At 64.7% G+C, this 16481-nt stretch carries 22 protein-coding genes, 1 tRNA gene, 2 rRNA genes and 1 pseudogene; 7 read left to right on the top strand and 19 right to left on the bottom strand.

Annotated features, from left to right (window positions below):
• The 4 genes from ACE3QC_RS06990 to ACE3QC_RS06975 all read left to right on the top strand — a co-directional run.
• Nucleotides 1-304, top strand: a 23S ribosomal RNA gene (locus tag ACE3QC_RS06990); the annotation flags it as partial.
• 120 nt (nucleotides 305-424) lie between these two features.
• Nucleotides 425-539: ribosomal RNA gene (rrf, locus tag ACE3QC_RS06985) — 5S ribosomal RNA — on the top strand.
• A 112-nt stretch (nucleotides 540-651) separates the two neighbouring features.
• Nucleotides 652-728, top strand: a tRNA-Met gene (locus tag ACE3QC_RS06980).
• Between the two features lie 52 nt (nucleotides 729-780).
• The gene (locus tag ACE3QC_RS06975) at nucleotides 781-1071 is read left to right on the top strand and encodes a hypothetical protein (RefSeq protein WP_374406582.1); all 291 of its coding nucleotides are present in this window, start codon (nucleotides 781-783) and stop codon (nucleotides 1069-1071) included.
• Between the two features lie 192 nt (nucleotides 1072-1263).
• Here ACE3QC_RS06975 and ACE3QC_RS06970 read toward each other — a convergent pair.
• The 14 genes and pseudogenes from ACE3QC_RS06970 to ACE3QC_RS06905 form a co-directional block, all read right to left on the bottom strand.
• A pseudogene (locus ACE3QC_RS06970) lies at nucleotides 1264-2322 on the bottom strand (recombinase family protein); the annotation flags it as partial.
• A gap of 148 nt (nucleotides 2323-2470) precedes the next feature.
• A complete protein-coding gene (locus ACE3QC_RS06965; protein ID WP_374406580.1) occupies nucleotides 2471-3187 on the bottom strand; it encodes a DNA methyltransferase in 717 nt (238 codons plus the stop codon).
• Nucleotides 3168-3551 (bottom strand): hypothetical protein, encoded by a 384-nt coding sequence (locus ACE3QC_RS06960; protein WP_374406578.1) that lies wholly within the window; start codon nucleotides 3549-3551, stop codon nucleotides 3168-3170. Before ACE3QC_RS06960 ends, ACE3QC_RS06965 begins: the two co-directional genes overlap by 20 nt.
• A gap of 17 nt (nucleotides 3552-3568) precedes the next feature.
• Complete coding sequence (locus tag ACE3QC_RS06955) at nucleotides 3569-3790, bottom strand: hypothetical protein (protein ID WP_374406576.1); 222 nt, start codon at nucleotides 3788-3790, stop codon at nucleotides 3569-3571.
• Entirely contained in the window at nucleotides 3784-3909 is a 126-nt protein-coding gene (locus ACE3QC_RS06950) for a hypothetical protein (RefSeq protein ID WP_374406574.1), read from the bottom strand. The genes ACE3QC_RS06955 and ACE3QC_RS06950 overlap by 7 nt, the downstream gene beginning before the upstream one ends.
• Nucleotides 3906-4385 carry a hypothetical protein gene (locus ACE3QC_RS06945; RefSeq protein WP_374406572.1) on the bottom strand — a complete coding sequence of 160 codons (480 nt, stop codon included), beginning with the start codon at nucleotides 4383-4385 and terminating at the stop codon, nucleotides 3906-3908. The genes ACE3QC_RS06950 and ACE3QC_RS06945 overlap by 4 nt, the downstream gene beginning before the upstream one ends.
• The gene (locus tag ACE3QC_RS06940) at nucleotides 4382-4846 is read right to left on the bottom strand and encodes a hypothetical protein (protein ID WP_374406570.1); all 465 of its coding nucleotides are present in this window, start codon (nucleotides 4844-4846) and stop codon (nucleotides 4382-4384) included. Before ACE3QC_RS06940 ends, ACE3QC_RS06945 begins: the two co-directional genes overlap by 4 nt.
• Nucleotides 4843-5649: a hypothetical protein gene (locus ACE3QC_RS06935; protein ID WP_374406568.1), complete on the bottom strand. Its 807-nt coding sequence runs from the start codon at nucleotides 5647-5649 to the stop codon at nucleotides 4843-4845. The genes ACE3QC_RS06940 and ACE3QC_RS06935 overlap by 4 nt, the downstream gene beginning before the upstream one ends.
• 159 nt (nucleotides 5650-5808) lie before the next feature.
• Nucleotides 5809-6375, bottom strand: coding sequence for a hypothetical protein (locus ACE3QC_RS06930; protein ID WP_374406566.1), 567 nt, complete (start codon nucleotides 6373-6375; stop codon nucleotides 5809-5811).
• A complete protein-coding gene (locus ACE3QC_RS06925; protein ID WP_374406564.1) occupies nucleotides 6372-9035 on the bottom strand; it encodes a toprim domain-containing protein in 2664 nt (887 codons plus the stop codon). Before ACE3QC_RS06925 ends, ACE3QC_RS06930 begins: the two co-directional genes overlap by 4 nt.
• Nucleotides 9032-9214: a hypothetical protein gene (locus ACE3QC_RS06920; RefSeq protein WP_374406562.1), complete on the bottom strand. Its 183-nt coding sequence runs from the start codon at nucleotides 9212-9214 to the stop codon at nucleotides 9032-9034. The genes ACE3QC_RS06925 and ACE3QC_RS06920 overlap by 4 nt, the downstream gene beginning before the upstream one ends.
• Before the next feature lie 124 nt (nucleotides 9215-9338).
• The gene (locus tag ACE3QC_RS06915; protein WP_374406560.1) at nucleotides 9339-9716 is read right to left on the bottom strand and encodes an ogr/Delta-like zinc finger family protein; all 378 of its coding nucleotides are present in this window, start codon (nucleotides 9714-9716) and stop codon (nucleotides 9339-9341) included.
• On the bottom strand, nucleotides 9713-10189 hold the full coding sequence (locus tag ACE3QC_RS06910) for a hypothetical protein (RefSeq protein WP_374406558.1): 477 nt from the start codon (nucleotides 10187-10189) through the stop codon (nucleotides 9713-9715). Before ACE3QC_RS06910 ends, ACE3QC_RS06915 begins: the two co-directional genes overlap by 4 nt.
• 140 nt (nucleotides 10190-10329) lie before the next feature.
• Nucleotides 10330-10635: a YdaS family helix-turn-helix protein gene (locus tag ACE3QC_RS06905; RefSeq protein ID WP_374406556.1), complete on the bottom strand. Its 306-nt coding sequence runs from the start codon at nucleotides 10633-10635 to the stop codon at nucleotides 10330-10332.
• An 86-nt stretch (nucleotides 10636-10721) separates the two neighbouring features.
• Between ACE3QC_RS06905 and ACE3QC_RS06900 the strand changes: the two genes are divergently transcribed.
• From ACE3QC_RS06900 to ACE3QC_RS06890, 3 genes are read left to right on the top strand one after another with little or no spacing between them, the layout of a single operon-like run.
• Complete coding sequence (locus ACE3QC_RS06900) at nucleotides 10722-11411, top strand: XRE family transcriptional regulator (RefSeq protein ID WP_374406554.1); 690 nt, start codon at nucleotides 10722-10724, stop codon at nucleotides 11409-11411.
• A 26-nt stretch (nucleotides 11412-11437) separates the two neighbouring features.
• On the top strand, nucleotides 11438-11812 hold the full coding sequence (locus ACE3QC_RS06895; protein ID WP_374406552.1) for an HIRAN domain-containing protein: 375 nt from the start codon (nucleotides 11438-11440) through the stop codon (nucleotides 11810-11812).
• 10 nt (nucleotides 11813-11822) lie between these two features.
• Nucleotides 11823-12329 carry a hypothetical protein gene (locus ACE3QC_RS06890; RefSeq protein ID WP_374406550.1) on the top strand — a complete coding sequence of 169 codons (507 nt, stop codon included), beginning with the start codon at nucleotides 11823-11825 and terminating at the stop codon, nucleotides 12327-12329.
• Nucleotides 12330-12332: 3 nt separating this feature from the next.
• Here the strand turns inward: ACE3QC_RS06890 and ACE3QC_RS06885 are convergent, their stop codons facing one another.
• From ACE3QC_RS06885 to ACE3QC_RS06865, 5 genes are all read right to left on the bottom strand, one after another.
• A complete protein-coding gene (locus ACE3QC_RS06885) occupies nucleotides 12333-13328 on the bottom strand; it encodes a contractile injection system protein, VgrG/Pvc8 family (protein WP_374406548.1) in 996 nt (331 codons plus the stop codon).
• A 1-nt stretch (nucleotide 13329) separates the two neighbouring features.
• The gene (locus tag ACE3QC_RS06880) at nucleotides 13330-13740 is read right to left on the bottom strand and encodes a phage tail protein (RefSeq protein WP_374406547.1); all 411 of its coding nucleotides are present in this window, start codon (nucleotides 13738-13740) and stop codon (nucleotides 13330-13332) included.
• A complete protein-coding gene (locus ACE3QC_RS06875) occupies nucleotides 13740-15692 on the bottom strand; it encodes a phage tail tape measure protein (protein ID WP_374406545.1) in 1953 nt (650 codons plus the stop codon). The genes ACE3QC_RS06880 and ACE3QC_RS06875 overlap by 1 nt, the downstream gene beginning before the upstream one ends.
• 293 nt (nucleotides 15693-15985) lie before the next feature.
• Entirely contained in the window at nucleotides 15986-16120 is a 135-nt protein-coding gene (locus ACE3QC_RS06870; RefSeq protein WP_374406543.1) for a GpE family phage tail protein, read from the bottom strand.
• The gene (locus ACE3QC_RS06865; protein WP_374406541.1) at nucleotides 16120-16470 is read right to left on the bottom strand and encodes a phage tail assembly protein; all 351 of its coding nucleotides are present in this window, start codon (nucleotides 16468-16470) and stop codon (nucleotides 16120-16122) included. The genes ACE3QC_RS06870 and ACE3QC_RS06865 overlap by 1 nt, the downstream gene beginning before the upstream one ends.
• Nucleotides 16471-16481: the final 11 nt, after the last annotated feature.

The following is a 16481-nucleotide window of genomic DNA, read 5'->3' as shown; positions in this document are numbered from 1 at the left end:
GCTGGGTTCAGAACGTCGCGAGACAGTTTGGTCCCTATCTGCCGTGGGCGTCGATTGTTGAGAGGAGTTGCCCCTAGTACGAGAGGACCGGGGTGAACATACCTCTGGTGTACCTGTCATCGCGCCAGCGGTGCAGCAGGGTAGCTATGTATGGACGGGATAACCGCTGAAAGCATCTAAGCGGGAAGCCTCCCTCAAGATAAGCAATCATCGAACCGTGATAGACCATCACGTTGATAGGCCGGGTGTGGAAGCGCAGTAATGCGTGTAGCTAACCGGTCCTAATAGTTCTGTTCGCGCTTGTTGAATCCCACCATCAACGACAGTCTTGTGAAGGCTTGTCTGCGATGCGCAAGGAGTTGTCAGGCCAGATACGCCCGAAAGGTTGCATCGATTTGGAAACCGCGTTCCGCCAGCTTCATTGCTTGGTGACCCTAGCGCCTGTGACCCACCCGATCCCATCTCGAACTCGGCCGTGAAACCAGGCAGCGCCGATGGTACTAACGCTCAAGCGTTGGGAGAGTAGGTCGTCGCCAGGCATTGCAGTTGGCGGAAGCGCGGTAAAAACCCATTCACTGTCAGGGCCTCGAGCCCTTTTCCAGAGGGCCCATGCGGCCCTCTTCGCGTCTCCGGCAGACGCAACATTGGTGCCGCGGGGTGGAGCAGTCCGGTAGCTCGTCAGGCTCATAACCTGAAGGTCGTTGGTTCAAATCCAACCCCCGCAACCATCTTTAGCGAACAAGCCTCGCCGTCCTTCCGGACTGCGGGGCTTTCGTCGTTTTGGATGCCGAGGATTGCGGCAAGATCCCCGTGGAGGAGGAGATCGACGCCCTTTGCGCCATCTGCGCGTGGTGTGACTTCGATCCTGTCGACCAGGTCGACGAGTATCTCGCGCGCCATGGCGACGTTGGCCGCATCGCCGGCGGCGAATGCAGCGAGGGATTCGCAGCGACGCTGGTAAGATGCGGCCAATGCTGGATGCGAAAGCAGTCGATCGAGATCGGACAGATCATCCCGCGACGCTTCGATGGCCGCACGCTCGGCCGCGAGGGCGTCGGCACGCGGCTTTAGTCTTTCAGGTTGCACTCCGGCGATCACCGCATCCGTGATGCGGTCCTGCTCGCGTTCGATCTCGGCGAGGCGCCTGTCCTCTCCCGCACGGGCGGCGATGCGAGCTCGGCGGACTGCAGGAGCGCCCTTCTGCATCTCATCGATGTAGGCGGCGATTACATCGGGGTGGAGCATCTCCTCACGGACCGCCACCCAAACGCGTTGCTCGGCCTCGGCCGAGCGGATCGTAGCGCGGTTAGTGCAGGTTCCAGTCTGTCGCCGCGCTGAGCAGCCCCAGTAATCCTTGGCGACGATAGTGTAGCTGCCGCCGCATTCGGCGCACTTGAGCAGCCCGGATAGCAAGCGCTTCGGTCGCCTTGCGTGCACGGACGGCTTCTCACCGTAACTTGCCAGACGCGCCTGGACCTGTTCCCAGAGCGCATCTTCGACGATGCGGAGCTCAGGAACGTCCTGCGCTACCATTTCATCAATGTCGTTGGCGCGCGAGACGCGCTTGCGGGTCTCGGGATCCTTACGGAACGACTGCCGGTTATACAGAATTCGGCCGCGATAGAGCTCGTTGTTGAGGATGCCGTTGCGCCGCTTCCGGTGTCCGGTGATCGCGTTGGCCCGCCAGTGTCCGCCGCGCGGACTGGGCACACCTTCGGCGTTGAGCTGTCTTGCAATCTTCAGCGGGCTCATGCCCTCAGCGTATTCGCTGAAGATGCGCCGAATTACCGTCGCCTGGGATTCGTCGATCTCGCGTAGTCCGCGCACCGGTTCGCCATCAGGCCCGAATTCCTGGACTTTTCGGTAGCCGTAAGAAATTCCGCCGGGGATCCGGCCGCCGGCCACCACGCCTCGTTGACCACGGCGGACCTTCTCGCCGAGCTGCTCGAGAAACAGTGCGGACATGGTGCCGCCCATGCCGATGTGAAGCGTGCCGATCTCGCCTTCGGATAGAGTGACGATGCGTGCCCCGGCGAAGCGTGCCCGCTTGTAGAGATTGGCGAGGTCTTCCTGGTCGCGCGAAATGCGATCGAGACTCTCGGCGAGCAGCACATTGGCTTGCCTTCCCTCGATCGCTGACATCGCTGCGAGCAAGCCCGGCCTGTCTCGGACGGTGCCGCTGATCGCCCTATCCGCCTGTTCGGTGAGCACCGCCCAACCCTCGCGCTCGGCTCGCTGCCGGAGGAGACGGAACTGGTCTTCGACCGATGCTTGCGACTGCATCGCGGTCGAGTAGCGAGCGTAGAGAATCGCATTGATCATGAGCGGGGCGATCGTCCTTCCGCCGCCATCATGCGAGAAAGATCGCGTCGCGCAAGCCTACGCGCACGTTCGATCGCTGCCGCCTTCGCTGCACTAGGCTGTGCCAATCCGCCGTTGATGATGCGGAGTGCAGGGCGGGCGGGTGCGCTCACTGGGTAGCGATCGCGTCGCCGATCCGCTTTACAGCGGTTTCGAAATGGGCGGGGTTCTTCTCGATTCCGGTAAAGGATTTTCCGGCGCGAACGGCAGCGATGCCGGTGCTTCCGGTGCCCATGAACGGGTCGCAGATGGTGCTGCCATTCACGTTGGCGACGATCTTTTTCATGACGGACAGCGGCTTCACGGTCGGGTGGCCGAAGGTCTTCGCGGGCATCGTGCCCGCGGTGATCCAGCGGTGCATGTCGTGATGATCGCCGACCGGGTGGTGGCCCTTGCTCCACGCGTGCACGAACGGCTCGGTGTCGGCCAAGTAGTGCTTGTTGCGCATCGGCGACGGGTTCGGCTTGATCCAGAACATCGTCACGTGCCGGTGGAAGTTCCCGCGCAGATGCGGGAGGAGGTCGGCGAGCTGGTCGTTGTGGCAAAACACGACGGTCGCTCCACACAGGAGCGGGTTGATAATCGAGGTATCGAAGCCTTGATCGAGTTCTTCCTCGACGATCAGGTTGGCGCCGGCCCTACTTTTGCGAAATGCACCGCCCCCGCGATTGTCGAACAGATACGGCGGATCCATGATGTCGGCGTCGAACCAACCGAGGGTTGGGCGGATCCTGTAGGCATCGCCGCAATAGAGTGTCGCGACGACGCGGCCCAGTTTCCGGATCTCGACTATATGGCGTTCGGCGTCACCCACACTGGCGGCCATTTTCAGACCGCTCCTGCGCGATGCGCTCGAGCTGGGTTTCGATGAAGGCGAGGAGGAGGGCGGCGGCGCGGGCGGCGTTGCGGATGGCGATCTTGCGCCAGTCGCCGCGGTGGAACTGGATGTCCTCGGTGGCGCTGCCGGCGTAGCGCGCGGAGCGTTGCAGCAGGAAGCGTTCGTCCTGGATGAGGTCCTTTTCGAACGTGTGGCCGTGGTCGAAGTGCTTGAGGCGCTCGTCGAGGATGCGGGCCATCGCTTCGCTGATCCGGTTGTGGTCGACGGTGTCGACCTGGACGCCGGTTCGGGCAGCGGCTTCGGCTGCTTTCGGGAGGATATCGCTTGCCCGGCCGATCTGCAGCGCGGGCATCGTGTGGTCATGGTGGCTCATGCGAGAGCTCCTTTCGGTTCGCGGCGCCGGCGCAGGGCGTCGGCATGGCCGAAGCGTTCGCGGCGCTGGGCGCGGTATTCGCGGAGGTAGAGGGTGTGGCTCAGCCAATCGGCTTCGGCGGCTTCGCGATCGGTCAGCCCGCGCTCGACGCGCAGGCGGTCGAGCTGGTCGCGCCGGGCCGACTGCTGGGCGATCGACATCTTGCGGGCGGTCACCATGGGCACGTTCCCGCGGCATCGCATTGCAGGACGCCCGCCATGCAGCGGTCGAGGATTAGAACCGCGGCGGCGATGACGAAGCCGATCGCCGCGCCCTTGAGGCGTTGCGCGGTTATCATGCCTCGTCTCCCGGTCCGGGGAGCAGCGGCGGCATCTGGCCCGAGCCGTACATGTCGGCGATCTGGGGGCGGGCCCATTGGCCGATCGTCGAGCCGTCGGGCATAACGATGTTCGCCATGAACTCGTCGTCGAACTCGCTGATGCCGCACTCGACCGCCTCGAGCTTGGCCTTGACGACGAGCGAGAGCGCGCGCCAGCGTTGGCGGCAGGCTTGCTCCCAGAGCTTGTGCGCGGCGTTTTCTTCGCGCTCGTACTGCACGCTGCCGCGCATGTAGCTGGTGAATTCGTCCGCCTGGCGATCGGGCATGGGTAGAACGAATTTGATCTGGCGTGCGTTCATGCGGAACGCGATCATCGCGCGGTCGCCCTGCCACCCGTACATGAAGCCGTCCGCCCCATAGCGAGTGAGGGTGCGCTCGATCTCCGCGCGGCTTTTCTCCGAAGTGACCTCGGTCTTTGCGGCGTAGCGGCTCATGATTGTTCTCCGTCATTCATCGGAGAGATCGGTCCGGTCGGCAGTCGCCAGTGCGTTACGTCTTCGACGTGGCGGAGGCTGTGGTCCGCCATCCACCAGAGGTTAGGTTGCGATTTCGTGCGCCGGGCGGTGAAGACGCGACGCTTGTCGTCGTCTTCTTCTTTCCAATCCTCGCAGCGACCGAACACTTCGACGTCTTCGCCGATCGGAGCCGCTTCGATCTGGGTTTGCCATCCCGTCGAGGGTGCACCAGCGGCGCCGCGATAAGATTGACCGCAGAAGGGGCAGAAGGTGGGGATCGCGAGAGCAGGGCCTTTGCGAACTCGCTTCTCAACTTTCTCGGTTACGATGCTCGGTAACGTGTAGTTGGAACCGTCGCGGCCAAAGCCGAAGGTCACGCCAAGCTTCGTGTTATGGTCCGCGAGCTGAGCGTCCATTTCCTCGATGCAGTTGCAGGTCATGCCGCGATCCTTTCGTGCTGGGGAAAGAGGGCGTTGAAGGCGTCGAGGAACCGAGCCTCGGCTTCGTCGAGCGACCAGATGCGGCCGAGAGGGGTGTTGAGCGCCGCCCAGCGCTCGTTGCCTGTCAGTCGTTCGAGGATCGGCCAGGGATCGTGGCAGTCGAGCAGCTCGCGCTTCTCGATCGCGAGCGCGGCGATATCGGCGCGCTTGACGATGCCCTTGCGGACTTTCGTCCATTCCACGCCGAATTCGGAGAACAGGCGGTCTTCGAAGGCGCGTTCGTAGGCTCGGTAGTCCGGCAGCTGCGATTTTAGCGGCCGGGTGATGTCGTGAATGAATGCCTCGGCGGCATCGTGGAGCAGGGCGCAGCGGCGTAAGCTTTGCGCGGCTGCCTGGTTCCTCAGCTGATTGGCGACCGGATCGACCAGGCGGAGAACGAGAAGCGAATGCTGGGCGATCGTGTAAGGCTTGGCGCTCTGGCCGGCGAAGCGCAGCTGGCGTAGCCCGGCGGCGATGTCGGCCGGTGCGATCCGGGTGCAGTCGGGATCCGCGAGATCGAGGTAGACGCCCGACCGCAGCAGGATCGCGGTGGCGCTATCCTTCCCGCTCGCCCGGATCGGCGTCGGTGGTGCCTCGCTGGCATTACCGAACGTGAAATGCAGCGCGCTCGTGCAGTCGTCGCAAATCAACTCTTCACCGATGCGGGACCAGCCCTGCGGCGGCGATGATGCCATCCCTTTGAACTCGGCGCTACAGCGACAGATGAACGTATGAGAATCAGCCATTTGCGGGGCTCCTTTCAACGAAAAATGAGGATGAGTGCGGTCGCGACCGCGGCGAGCCAGACTGCCGCGACGCACGTCAGGAAGGTGCGATCCAAGGGCTCGGGCGTTCGCAAGATGCGCCGGCGGAATGCTTGTCGCCCTCGGCAAGCCGGACAGGGGCAGGTGAGAGCGTGAATTTCATTGGACATGCGCGTTCTCCCGCGCGGGCCGTTCGGCCCGGATGCGCGCCTCGCGGCGCAGCTGGTGGGTGAGCGCGGCCAGACCCACGGTGTCGCGGCCGGGCTCGAGGTGCCAGCGCAAGGCGATTACGCATTGCGCCTGGTGGGCGAGGTCTCCGCCGAAGCCGCCGCGCCTGCGCGCGATGCTGGCGATGGTGGAAAGGCTGTCATCGAGGGCAGCTCGGCGATCGTGGAGCGTCAGCAGGCTGGCGGGATCGCCTTCGCCGCTGGCAATCCAGCGCCATTCGGCAGCGATCTCGGCATGAGTGGCAATTTGCCGATCGGCTTCCTCGGCGGTGAGATCGCCACTGGCGACCAGCGCGGGGAAACGCTTACGGCGCGCTTCGAGCATGAGCTCGGCCATCTCGAGCAGGTCCGCATAGTCGCGGGCCTTCTCGGGAGGATCGGCGGCTTCGATGCCTTGCCAGACCCTGAGGCGCTCGGAACCGTTCTCGGTCGGGCTACCGCTCCGCTGCTTGAGCGCGTTGCTCTCCGCGCTACCGCTCCGCTGCTTGAGCGCGTTCATATGATCGGCTCCCGCGGACGGAGCGGCTGCTCGAAAATCCAGCACTTGCTGGTGCTGCCCGTGGGGCTGTTGACGCCGCCGAAGCGCAGGAACTTTCGCGACTTGCTACCGCGCAGGACCTTCTTGAGCTGGTCGATCGGCGGCGGGGCGATACCGGCGTTGCGGCAACGGGATTCGAAGTGCGGGAGGTTGACCGCGATCTTCTCGCCTGGCTTGCGGTGCTGGTTGACGCTCTGCCCTTTTTCGTAGGCGTCGTCGGTCTCGCGCGAGAGGAGGAACTCGAACTTGTCCCAGAAGTCGGCGACGAGCGGATGGTCGCCGCCCGCGCTCTGCTGCCGGTCGAGCGCCATGTCGTCGATCAGCTCGAGCGTTTCGGCGATCCACTCGGAGCGGCAAGCCGGGAACAGGTGCGCCAGCGCTTCGACCGCGGCGGCGAGCTGGCTGTGGCACTTGACCGGGCGCGCGTTGTGCAGGCCGTCGACACGCTCGGCCATCGTGGAATCGTGGTGCTTGAACCGCTCGAAAAAGAACGGGAGGAATTTCGCCTCGTTGCGGGCGAGATGGACGATCGTCCCCGACAGCTCCTCGATAGGCCATCCCTCGAGGCGGATCGCAGCGTCCTTCGTCGCGGGCGACCACCGGGCCTTGTCGATGTTCATCGACATCAGGCGCTCGAGCACGGCGGGGATCGCGTCGATCCGCTCGTTCTGCATCAGGTAGATCGAGCCGAGGAACGGCGGCTCGTCGGTTTCATACCCGCCGCTCTTGCGGCCGATGCCGCGCGGCGACCGTCCGTTGTAAAGCACGAGTAGCTCGTTGAAGTCGAAAGCGCGCGCATGGCTGCGCCGTTCGTCGTCGCGATTGCCCTCGATCAGGCCGACCGGCAGGTTCGACACCTTGACCAGCGTGCGGGCGATAAAGGCGTTCGTCGCCTTGTTCGGATCGAAGCCCTCGTATCCCGCGCGGCCGAGCAGCTTCCACAGGAACTCGATCAGGGTGGATTTACCGGCGCCGGGAAGGCCAGTGATCTCGAGGAAGCCGAGCGACTTCTGCCGCGCGCGGATCTGCACGGCAAAAATAGACATGGTGAAGAACGCCAGGGCGACGAGACCCTTGGGCCCGAATGCCGTCCACAGATCGGGCAGCCAGTCGAACTTCTGCCGATCGGCATCGTATTCGATTTCGAGCATTCTCTCGGTGCTGCGCGGCTTGAGCGCGGCGTTGCCGATGTCGAAGTAGTTCTCGGCATTGACACCGATCGTGCGGCCATCGTGGACCGCCAGCTCGCCGAGCAGCCAGCAACGGTGCGCGGCGACGTATCCGGTGAAGGGCACAGGCTCGACGGTCTTCAAGCGGCGCGTCTGCCCTCGCATGATCCGGTCGAGCTGGTCGCCGGTTCCAGTCCACATGCCGGCGAAGGCCATCAGCCGCTTCTTGAACTCGGCGCTGTTGGCGCAGGCCGCGGAGGAAAAGCGCGCCTTGACCGGGCGGTTCTCGAACGGGAAGTCGACGCGGAGGAAATAGTTCGTTTCGTCGGCGATCTCGTCGCGCTCGCGGTAGAGCAGGCGGAACGCGCAGTTGGCGATCTCGCGCACGTCGAAGGTGCGGCCGTCCTCCTCCGAATACTTCGTCGTCACCCACCAGAGGCGGTTGCCATGCCGCATATCGAACGAGGAGATCGCGCGCGCGCGGCTTTCGGCGCGCTCGATGATCAGCCGCGCCTTCTCGCGGGGCGTTTCGGCGATCGTGATCGCGCCGTTGTGGAGATAGTCGTCGATCGCCTCGCGACCGAGCGGTGCCTCGTCGCTGTCGCCCTTCCATCCGAGATGGCGGAGGAGGAGGTCGTTCCAGTCGAGCTTGGCGCCCTCGCCATCGGGGCGGACCTGCGCGGCGGTCGCGTCCCAGCCTTCGCGCTTCGCGCGCGCGATGTGCTTCTTGGCGTAGAAGACGCCGGCGGTACCGACGTCGAAGGCGAAGACCAGGCGGGGACGGGTCTTGCGGCCCTGTATCTCGATCTCGGCGCGCAGCGCGGCGAGGAAATGCTCGGGCCACGGATTTACGCTCATGTTCGAGACGGCATCCATGCCAACCTGGGCGAGCGCGGCGGCATCGAAGATGCCTTCGGCTATCCAGATGTCATCGGCGCGGGCGAGCGTTTCGAACGTGGTGCCGTTGGGCAGCCAGCAGTGACCCGACCATTTGCCGCCACGCTGGAAATGCGCCTTGCGATCGAAGCGGCCCGCGCGATCGATGATCCGTTCCCAGAAGCTCTCGCCGATGGGAAAGCGGATGGTGGCGGTGGTGTTGCCGCTCTTCGCGTCGCGGTAGAGTTCCTGCGAATAGGTGCCGCGCAGAAGGCGAAGATCGAGCCCGCGCTCGTGCAGGAGGTAGGCATCGGCCGCGGCGTCGGGGTTCTCTTCGGATTGAGGGAAACGCTTCGACCAATCTTCGAACAGATCGGGCAGGAGATGGCGGACGCTGTCTTCCCATCCGCAGCGATCGGCGCGGCCGCAGCGAACGACCTTCGGGTCCTTCGCCGCCGCGAACGCCTCGCGCTTGTTGCATTGCGGGCAGGTGCCTTCCTGCAGCCAGTCGCCGCGCGTCTTGCGGAACTGGAAGCGCTCCTGGAGGCCCTTGAGGATTTCGGCTTCGAGGTTCACCGGTCGCCGCCCTCCGGCATGTAATTGATCGTCTCGATGGGTGTTCGCCGCAGGGCCGGAGCACGCCGGCGCATGGCCTCGCGGTCGCGGGCGATCTGATGGGCGCGCACGGCGGAGATGCCGGGAAACTGGCGCAGAATTCCGTCGATCACGCTCTGAGGGAAGGCGCGCCGGTTCATCGCGCAGCACCTGCGAGCAGACATCTTGAGGATCCTGTTTGGATAATTCGGTGAGACAAAGCTTCCCCCTCGACCGGAGCGCGGCCGTTCGAAATTCAATCGGTGTGGTGCGGGTTCGTCCGGCTCAGCCGGTGGCGAACATCGAGCGCTGCTCTTCCTCGTCGGGCCCGTCGCGGACGGGCGGCAGAACGTGTGGAACCTGATCGCGCGGGCAGACGGGCAGCTCGAGATCGGGGCGGACGATGTTGCCTTCGACCAGCGAGTGCACGAACACGAGCTCCATGCGGAAGATATGGCCGCAGCCGGAGTTCGAGCAGTGCGCGATCAGATGCTTGACGGTATGGGTGACGCGCTCCGAATGGCGGATGCCAGCGGGTGCGTTGCACTTCGGGCAGACGACGAACGCCCGGTCGGGCGAGAGCTTACCACCCGAGCGCAGGCGGAATTCGAGAGGAGCCTCGATCAGCGGACCGCTGGCGAGGATGGCGCCTTCACCGCTCATGATACGCTCCTTCCCGCAATCGCCTCGAGCTGGGCGAGCATGTGGGCGTCGGTTTCGAGACGCTGGCGCATCATCGGGATCAGCCGCTCGGCTTCGTCCTCATCGATATTGCCGTCGGCGAGCGCGGTAAGCAGCTCGGGATCGCATTCTCCGCGCTCGCGAGCTTGCCGCGCAAGCAGCGTGATAATGTCGGAACGATCGCGGGGAACCTCGGGACGGGGCAGGAGCACGCAACCCGCCTGCCGCGCCAGATAGCGGGTGACGTGCGGATGACCGAGCTTGCCGTGGGTAACGCTCTCGAGGAACTCGATGTCGTCGAGGGGCATCGAGCGCGGATCGTTGGGCGATTGGTAGGCGCTGAACAGCGATTTCGACTTCTCGCGGTCGCGCTCGCAAGCCTCGACCCCGCCGGCGGCGTGGATCAGCTCGCGCACGACTCGCGCCTGGCGCTGTTCGTCGGGCGGGAGGCTCATGCGCAAGCTCCGGTGAAAAGTTCGCCGAAAGCTTCACATGACGCGAGCGTGGTGAGGCCGCAGACAGCTACTCGGGGAAGTCCGGGCGCCGTGGGGGCGACGGCGCGAACAGGGGCGATATGGCAGGAAACGCGCATCGATCAGGACACCTGTGCTTGCTGACGACCTTCGCCGGTGCGCGCGCGAAGGTCGATTCCAACGAAGCGGTCGGGGGTGCCGCGATCGACCATCGTCTCGCGGGGATAGATATCCGGCCGAAGATCATGGCGCGAAACGCCGTAGAGGCGTTCGGCATTGAGCACATGCTCGGCGGGGAGTTGTTTGGACTGATTGATCCAACGCCAGACCGTGGGCTGGGAAACCGCAAGGTCTCTTGCAAATTGCGACTGACTTCCAGCTCCCTGGACGGCTGCCGTCAATGCTTCGAAGCGTGTGAGTTGGCTCATGACCACGCTAGCTATAGCAATGCCTATAACTGGTCAATAGCAAAACGTATGTCGCTCAGTTATGCGAATGCGTATAGGCAAACCTTGTGCCGGCGGTAATAGCTTCTCGAATCCGAAATCGGATGGAATTGCGGGGTTTTACGCAGTCCTCGCTCGCGCGGGCAGTGGGTCTGGCGCAACCTTCGATCAACAGGCTTCTCCAGGGCGATGTGCAACACCCCCGGTTTCTCCCCGAAATCGCGAACGCGCTTCAGACGACGATCGAGTATCTAAGGGGCGAAACGGACAATCCCGATCCCGGCGTGCGGTTTGATGGCCAGCATGCATCACCTCAATACGCAGGTGATGTGGTCGATCCCGAACAGGTCGATATCGACAGCATCGATTTTGCCTACGGCATGGGCGGGGCGTTCCTCGACAGCGATTCGGTCGAGATCGAGAAGAAGAGCTTCCCCTTGAGCTGGGTGCGCGAGTTCACGGATTCGCCGCCGCATATGCTGGCCTTTGCGCGCGGCATGGGCGATTCGATGGCCCCGACGATCCATGACCGCGACATCGTGCTGATCGACCGGTCGCAGACCGATTGGCTGGACAACCTCGGCGATCGCATCTGGGTTATTGTGTTCGGCGGCGTCGGCATGATCAAGCGACTGCGGCCGATGCCGGACGGCTCTGTAAAGATCATGTCGGACAACCCGGTCATCAGCGACGAGGTCGCCACGGATGGCGAGCTGTTCGTGATCGGGCGCGTTTGCGGGAAGTCGGGCCGCTTGTGACATCGGCACCGCGGTCGTTGCCGCAAATGTCGCTGGCGGTAGTAGGTGCGGGCTATCCGAACCGCGACAAGTCCGACCGGAGGTTCGAGATCCTGCTGTGCGCACCGGGCGAGCCGGTGGAGCTGCGTCCTGAACCGAAGAACAGGCACGACGAACGCGCGGTCGCGGTGTTCTCCGCGCGTGGCGTGCAGATCGGTTACCTCAGCGCGGAACGGTGCGGCCGGATCGGAGCACTGATCCGGGAGGGGCGGGAGATCGTCGCGGTTTTTCAGGCGAAGAGTCGACACGGCGCATGGATCAGGGTGGCGTTCGACGGTGACGCACCGCGTGTGCCGGAGCCAGTTGCAGCGGAAGAGACGGTCGGGCAGGATTGGTGGCCTGATCCGGAATGGGATGAGTGAAGGGGAAGCTATGCGTATTGCGATCGCGGTCTTGGCGTTGATGCTGGCAGCTTGCGATGCCGACCAAACTGAGAGCGAGCCTTCCGGCCCGGTTGAGACAGTTGATCTCGCGGCTGCCCGTGCCGAAGCTGAAGCTATGATAGAAGCTGTGGCATTGCCGACCGGAGCGCCGGCACCGCCGGTGGTTGCTTCTTGCACAACCGAGCAGTGCGAAGTGACGCGCACGACCTTCATGCGGCGGGATTGGCCAGCAGCGTGGCGCGGGGATTATCAAGGGCAGCGCAACGTCGCTTTCTGCCTAAGCAACGGCTGCGAGGGAGCAGTGGCCGTCGATCAAACGACAGGCTGCGCGTGGCGCTCCGTTATCCTCGAAACACAAGTTGCCGAAGCGGACGACACTGATGCGGCGAATATCGAGGTCGAATGCCAGGACTTGAGCCCGGTCCAGGTACGCCTAGCCACCAAAAAGGCGGAGCAGATTGTCGAAGCGATCGAAAATTTTAGGCAAGCTGCCTAAAACCTAGGCGCTTTCGAGCTTGATCCGTTGGATCAGCCCGCCCGCGCCGTAGTGGGTTTCGATGCTTTCGACGATCCACCGTCGCCCGTCGATCCGCGTATTCCAACCCTCGAGCGTGATCGTCTGATCAAGCTGCAGCTCGGGATCGGCGATCGCCAGCTCGTAGTCGAAGCTGTAGGGTTCGCGCCGCGCGCGTGACATGGCGCCGTCTGCGGCCTGGCGCGCCTCGGCCTCCGATGCGTAGACGCGCTTCAATCGCTTGCGGTTGTCGCCGCCCACCTTGACCGTGCGGCGTCGGCCGGCCGCCTTGTCGTGCCATTGCGCCTCCGCCCCGTCGTTGTCCTCGCGATCGGCGCGGGTGAACGACCAGGCCCATCCGTCGATCTTGCGCAGAGTGCGCGCGGGCAGTGGCGTCCCGCCGGCGGTGGCGGAGCCGCCGATCGGGAGGAAGATGAGAATGCCATCCTTCCACGTGGCGACGGCGTCGTAGCGACGGCCGAGATCGCGCACGAAGGCCATGTCGCTCTTGCCCTCCTGCTCGATCGAGGCGATCGCAATCGCCGCGAGGGCCGGCTCGATGCGCGCGGTTCCCTCGTTGCGGCGGGCAATACGCTGGAGGATCGCGCCGAGGGTGGTTTCCTGCCATATCTCGGTTCGGCGCTTGCGGTACGTGCCGGTGAGATCGGCCGAACGGGCGCGGATGGTGACCACGTCGGGCGGCCCGGATTCGCTGACCTCGTCGACCTTGAAGCGCCCCTTGTCGACCATGCCGGTGGCAACGGCATCGCCGCTGCGCCACCCGAGCGCGAGGATGAGGTAGCGCCCGGTCTCGGGCGTTTCGAGCAGGCCGTCATGGTTCTGAAGCGTCAGCTCGAGCTCGTCGGCTTCCCCTTCGCGCGCCTCGGTCAAGCGCATGGAAATCAGACGAGGATCGACCCGATCTGCGAGATCGGCGCCGCCTTCGACCGAAAGCGCGACCCCGGCAACATTCGCTGCCATCCTAGGATACCCGCTCGAGCTCGATGCGGAAGCCGGTGTGGCGCGGGACGCCGCCGGCGAGCACCACGAGGTGCTGCCGCTCGAGCCGGACGATGCGGTAGCTGCCGAATACTCGGCCATAGCCGTCGAGAAGGGGATAGTCGTCGCCGGTATCGCCCATCGCCTGGATCGTCTCGAACGCACCGTAATCGCCGCCGAGTTCGGGAATGCAGACGCCCGAGAAACTCAGCGTTTCGGGACCCGGGCCGAGATATTGCGAAGCCGGGCGCGCCTGGTGGCGATCGGTCGTGCCGTGGCGCCATTCGATCGAGTGGGTGAGTTCGTGATAGGCGAGCGTGTCCATGCCGAAAACGAACATGCCGAGAGTGAGCAGATGGCGCGGGGTGGGGCCGGTGAAGGGAAGGGAGGCCATCAGTCGGGATCCTGATAGTCGCGCCGGCGCTTGATGGCGTCGAACTGCTCGAGCTCGCGGCGAACTTCCTGCGCCAGTGCTTTCGCGTCCTGACCGGGCAACTGGTGAATATGGATTTCGATTTTCGCGGGAGCGGCTGCAGCAGCGGCCGAGACGGGCGAAGCGCGGCCATCAGCGGCTTGCCCGCCGGCGGATGCCGCAACCGGTGTGAGCCCGAGCGCAGCGGCTCCCGCTACGCCGCGCGCCAAGCGCCCGGCCGCGCCGACGGCACGACGGCCGCGCCGCTCGATGCCCAGCGCCATGCCCTCGGCGCTATGCTGCCCGATCGCCATGAACACGCGCGAGGGGGATTTGATGCCGAGCCAGTCCTTCACCCGACCGATGCCGCCCATGACGACATGCTTGAGCGCGTTCCAGACCGCGCCGGGCGCAGCCATGATTCCGCGCGCAAGCCCGGCGACGATCTGCTTGCCGATCTGCAGCGCGCGAACATGGAGCGAAGCCCAGTAGGCGAACCCGGCGACGAGGCGGTCGCGAACCCATCCGAGCGCCTGCCCGACCGCAGCGACGCCTTTCCAGAAGGCGGCCTTGATCGTGTCCCAGTGCTTGTAGATCATGTACCCGGCGAGTGCGATCGCGGCGACGATCAGGGTGATCGCGAGGACCACGGGGTTGGCCATCATCATCAGCCCGGCTTGCATGACACCGCGCGCCATGAAGAGCGCGGCGGTGCGGAATATGCCGAACAGACGCGCTGCGCCGCCGAGCTTGCGCGTCACGGCGATGACGTTGGCCAGTGGGCCCAGAAGCCCGCCGAGCGCGAACTGCGCGACGCCCAGGCCGATCTTGAACACTGCGAGACCGGCGACGATCTTCGTCAGCGTTGCGGCTGCGCGGGGGTTCGCCTGGGCCCATTCGGAAACCGAGCTGGCGAGCCCGCCGATCATCGTCATGGCTTCGCTTGCAACAGGCAGCAGCGTGGTGCCCAAGGTGATGGCAAGCTGAGAGGCGCTGGACTTGAAAGCTTCCCAGTTCACCATGGCGTCGCGTGTCGCGCGCTGATCGAAGCCACGATCGACGGTGCCCTCGGAATCGGTGGCAGCAGCGCGGATGCGCCGGTATTCGTCCATGTTCTGGATCAGCGCCATGATCCCCTGACGCGCCTGCATGTCCTCGAACGCGAAGCCAAGCCGCTTCATGTCTCCGCCGGTCGCCTGTTTGGTCAGCAGGGCAATGGCCTCGAGAGAGCCGTAACCCTGTTCCTGAAGCCGTTGCATCGCCGCCGGCAGGTCGACGCCGAAGTTCTTCTTGAACGCCCGGATCGTCGCCGGGGCGTTGATCTTGGCGAGCAGGTTCTTGATGTTGTTACCGGCTTCGTCCGCGTTGCCCGCCGTGTGCATGGCGACCTGCAGGGCAGCCGACAGGTCGGCGACGGCGGGCGTGCCTTTCTCGCCCAGTGCCTGCATCTGCGCGGTGAGCGACGGAAAGTGCCGGGCCATGTCGGCGACCTCGAACCCGCCCTCGTTACCGGCAGCGGCCATGATGTCGAAGACACGCGCCGTCTCGGCACTCGCGACCTTGAGGTTCTTGATGCTCGAATAGGCGGCGCCGGCGGCATCCGGCAAATCGACCTTGTAGGCGGTTGCGAGGCGTCCGGCCGGCCCGATCGCAACGGTGGCGGCGTCGAGGTCCATGCCTTTGGCAAGCAGGAGGTCGAGACCGCTGCGCATCTCTTCGGGCATCAGCTTCGCCGCGCGGGACATGCGAACGATGTTGTTTGCCAGGCTGTCGGTCGCCGCGTCGCTGAGTTCGGCCTTCTGCTGGATATCGACCATGCCGCTGGAAAATTCGGCGGCGGACTTGGTGGCGAGGATCAGCGGAGCGGCGAGTGTGGCGCCCTGGACGATGTTCTCGCGGCCACGATTCTTCAGGTCCTCGCCGCGCGCGATCATCGCCCGGCGATCCGCCTCGATCGCGTTGAGGCGCTTGCGGCGTTCGAGTTGACCGTTCACGCCTTCGATCGCCCGCTCGAGCTCGCGCTCCCGGTCGATCAATTCGGTGACATTCCCGCTGCTGCGGCCGAGTTCGGAGCGAACCTTGCGGAGCTGGTTTTCGAGCTTGCGCCCTTCGCCGCGCAGGGCGTTGAGCGAACTCGACCCACGCTTGCCGAGGCCGACGATGTTGCGCAGCGCGCCGGACATCTTGTCGACGCCGACGAAGTTCACGAGGAGAGAGAGCTTGTTGTTCACCGGTCAGGCGCCGACCGATTGACGCGGTTCCACCAGGCGATCGCCCGCTCGCGCCAGTCGATCAGCTCGTCGAGCGTCAGTTGGCGCAGTTCGCTCAGCGGCCAGTGGAAGATCGCGGCGATGTCGACCATCAGCTCCTCGGCCGTTGGTCCCCGATCATCCGCTCGATCACGTCCCGCTCCGCCCGCGTCATAAAAAAACCGCGAATAGAGCCTCCGATCTCGGCGAGGTCGGCGGGATCGAGGTTGTCGGCTTCGTCGGCATTGAGCGGCGGGTTGGTGATACGCGGGATCAGGGTGAGCAGCGCAACGACTTCGCTGGTGAGGATGTCCTGCAGCGACAGGCCGCGCAGCTCGCCCGCGCGCGGCTTGCGGAGGTCGAGCGTCTCGATCTTCGTGTCGCCGCGCTCGATCGGCGTGGCGAGCGTGACAGTGGCGCGGTCGGGCTTGTCGGGCTGGGGAGGGGTGGCAACTTCGGTCATGCGGGGCTCCT

The sequence above is a fragment of the Pelagerythrobacter sp. genome (genome assembly GCF_041912895.1).
Taxonomy (GTDB): Bacteria; Pseudomonadota; Alphaproteobacteria; order Sphingomonadales; family Sphingomonadaceae; genus Pelagerythrobacter.
The sequence above is the reverse complement of the archived record's forward strand: the minus strand, read 5'-3'. Positions and strand labels throughout refer to the sequence as shown.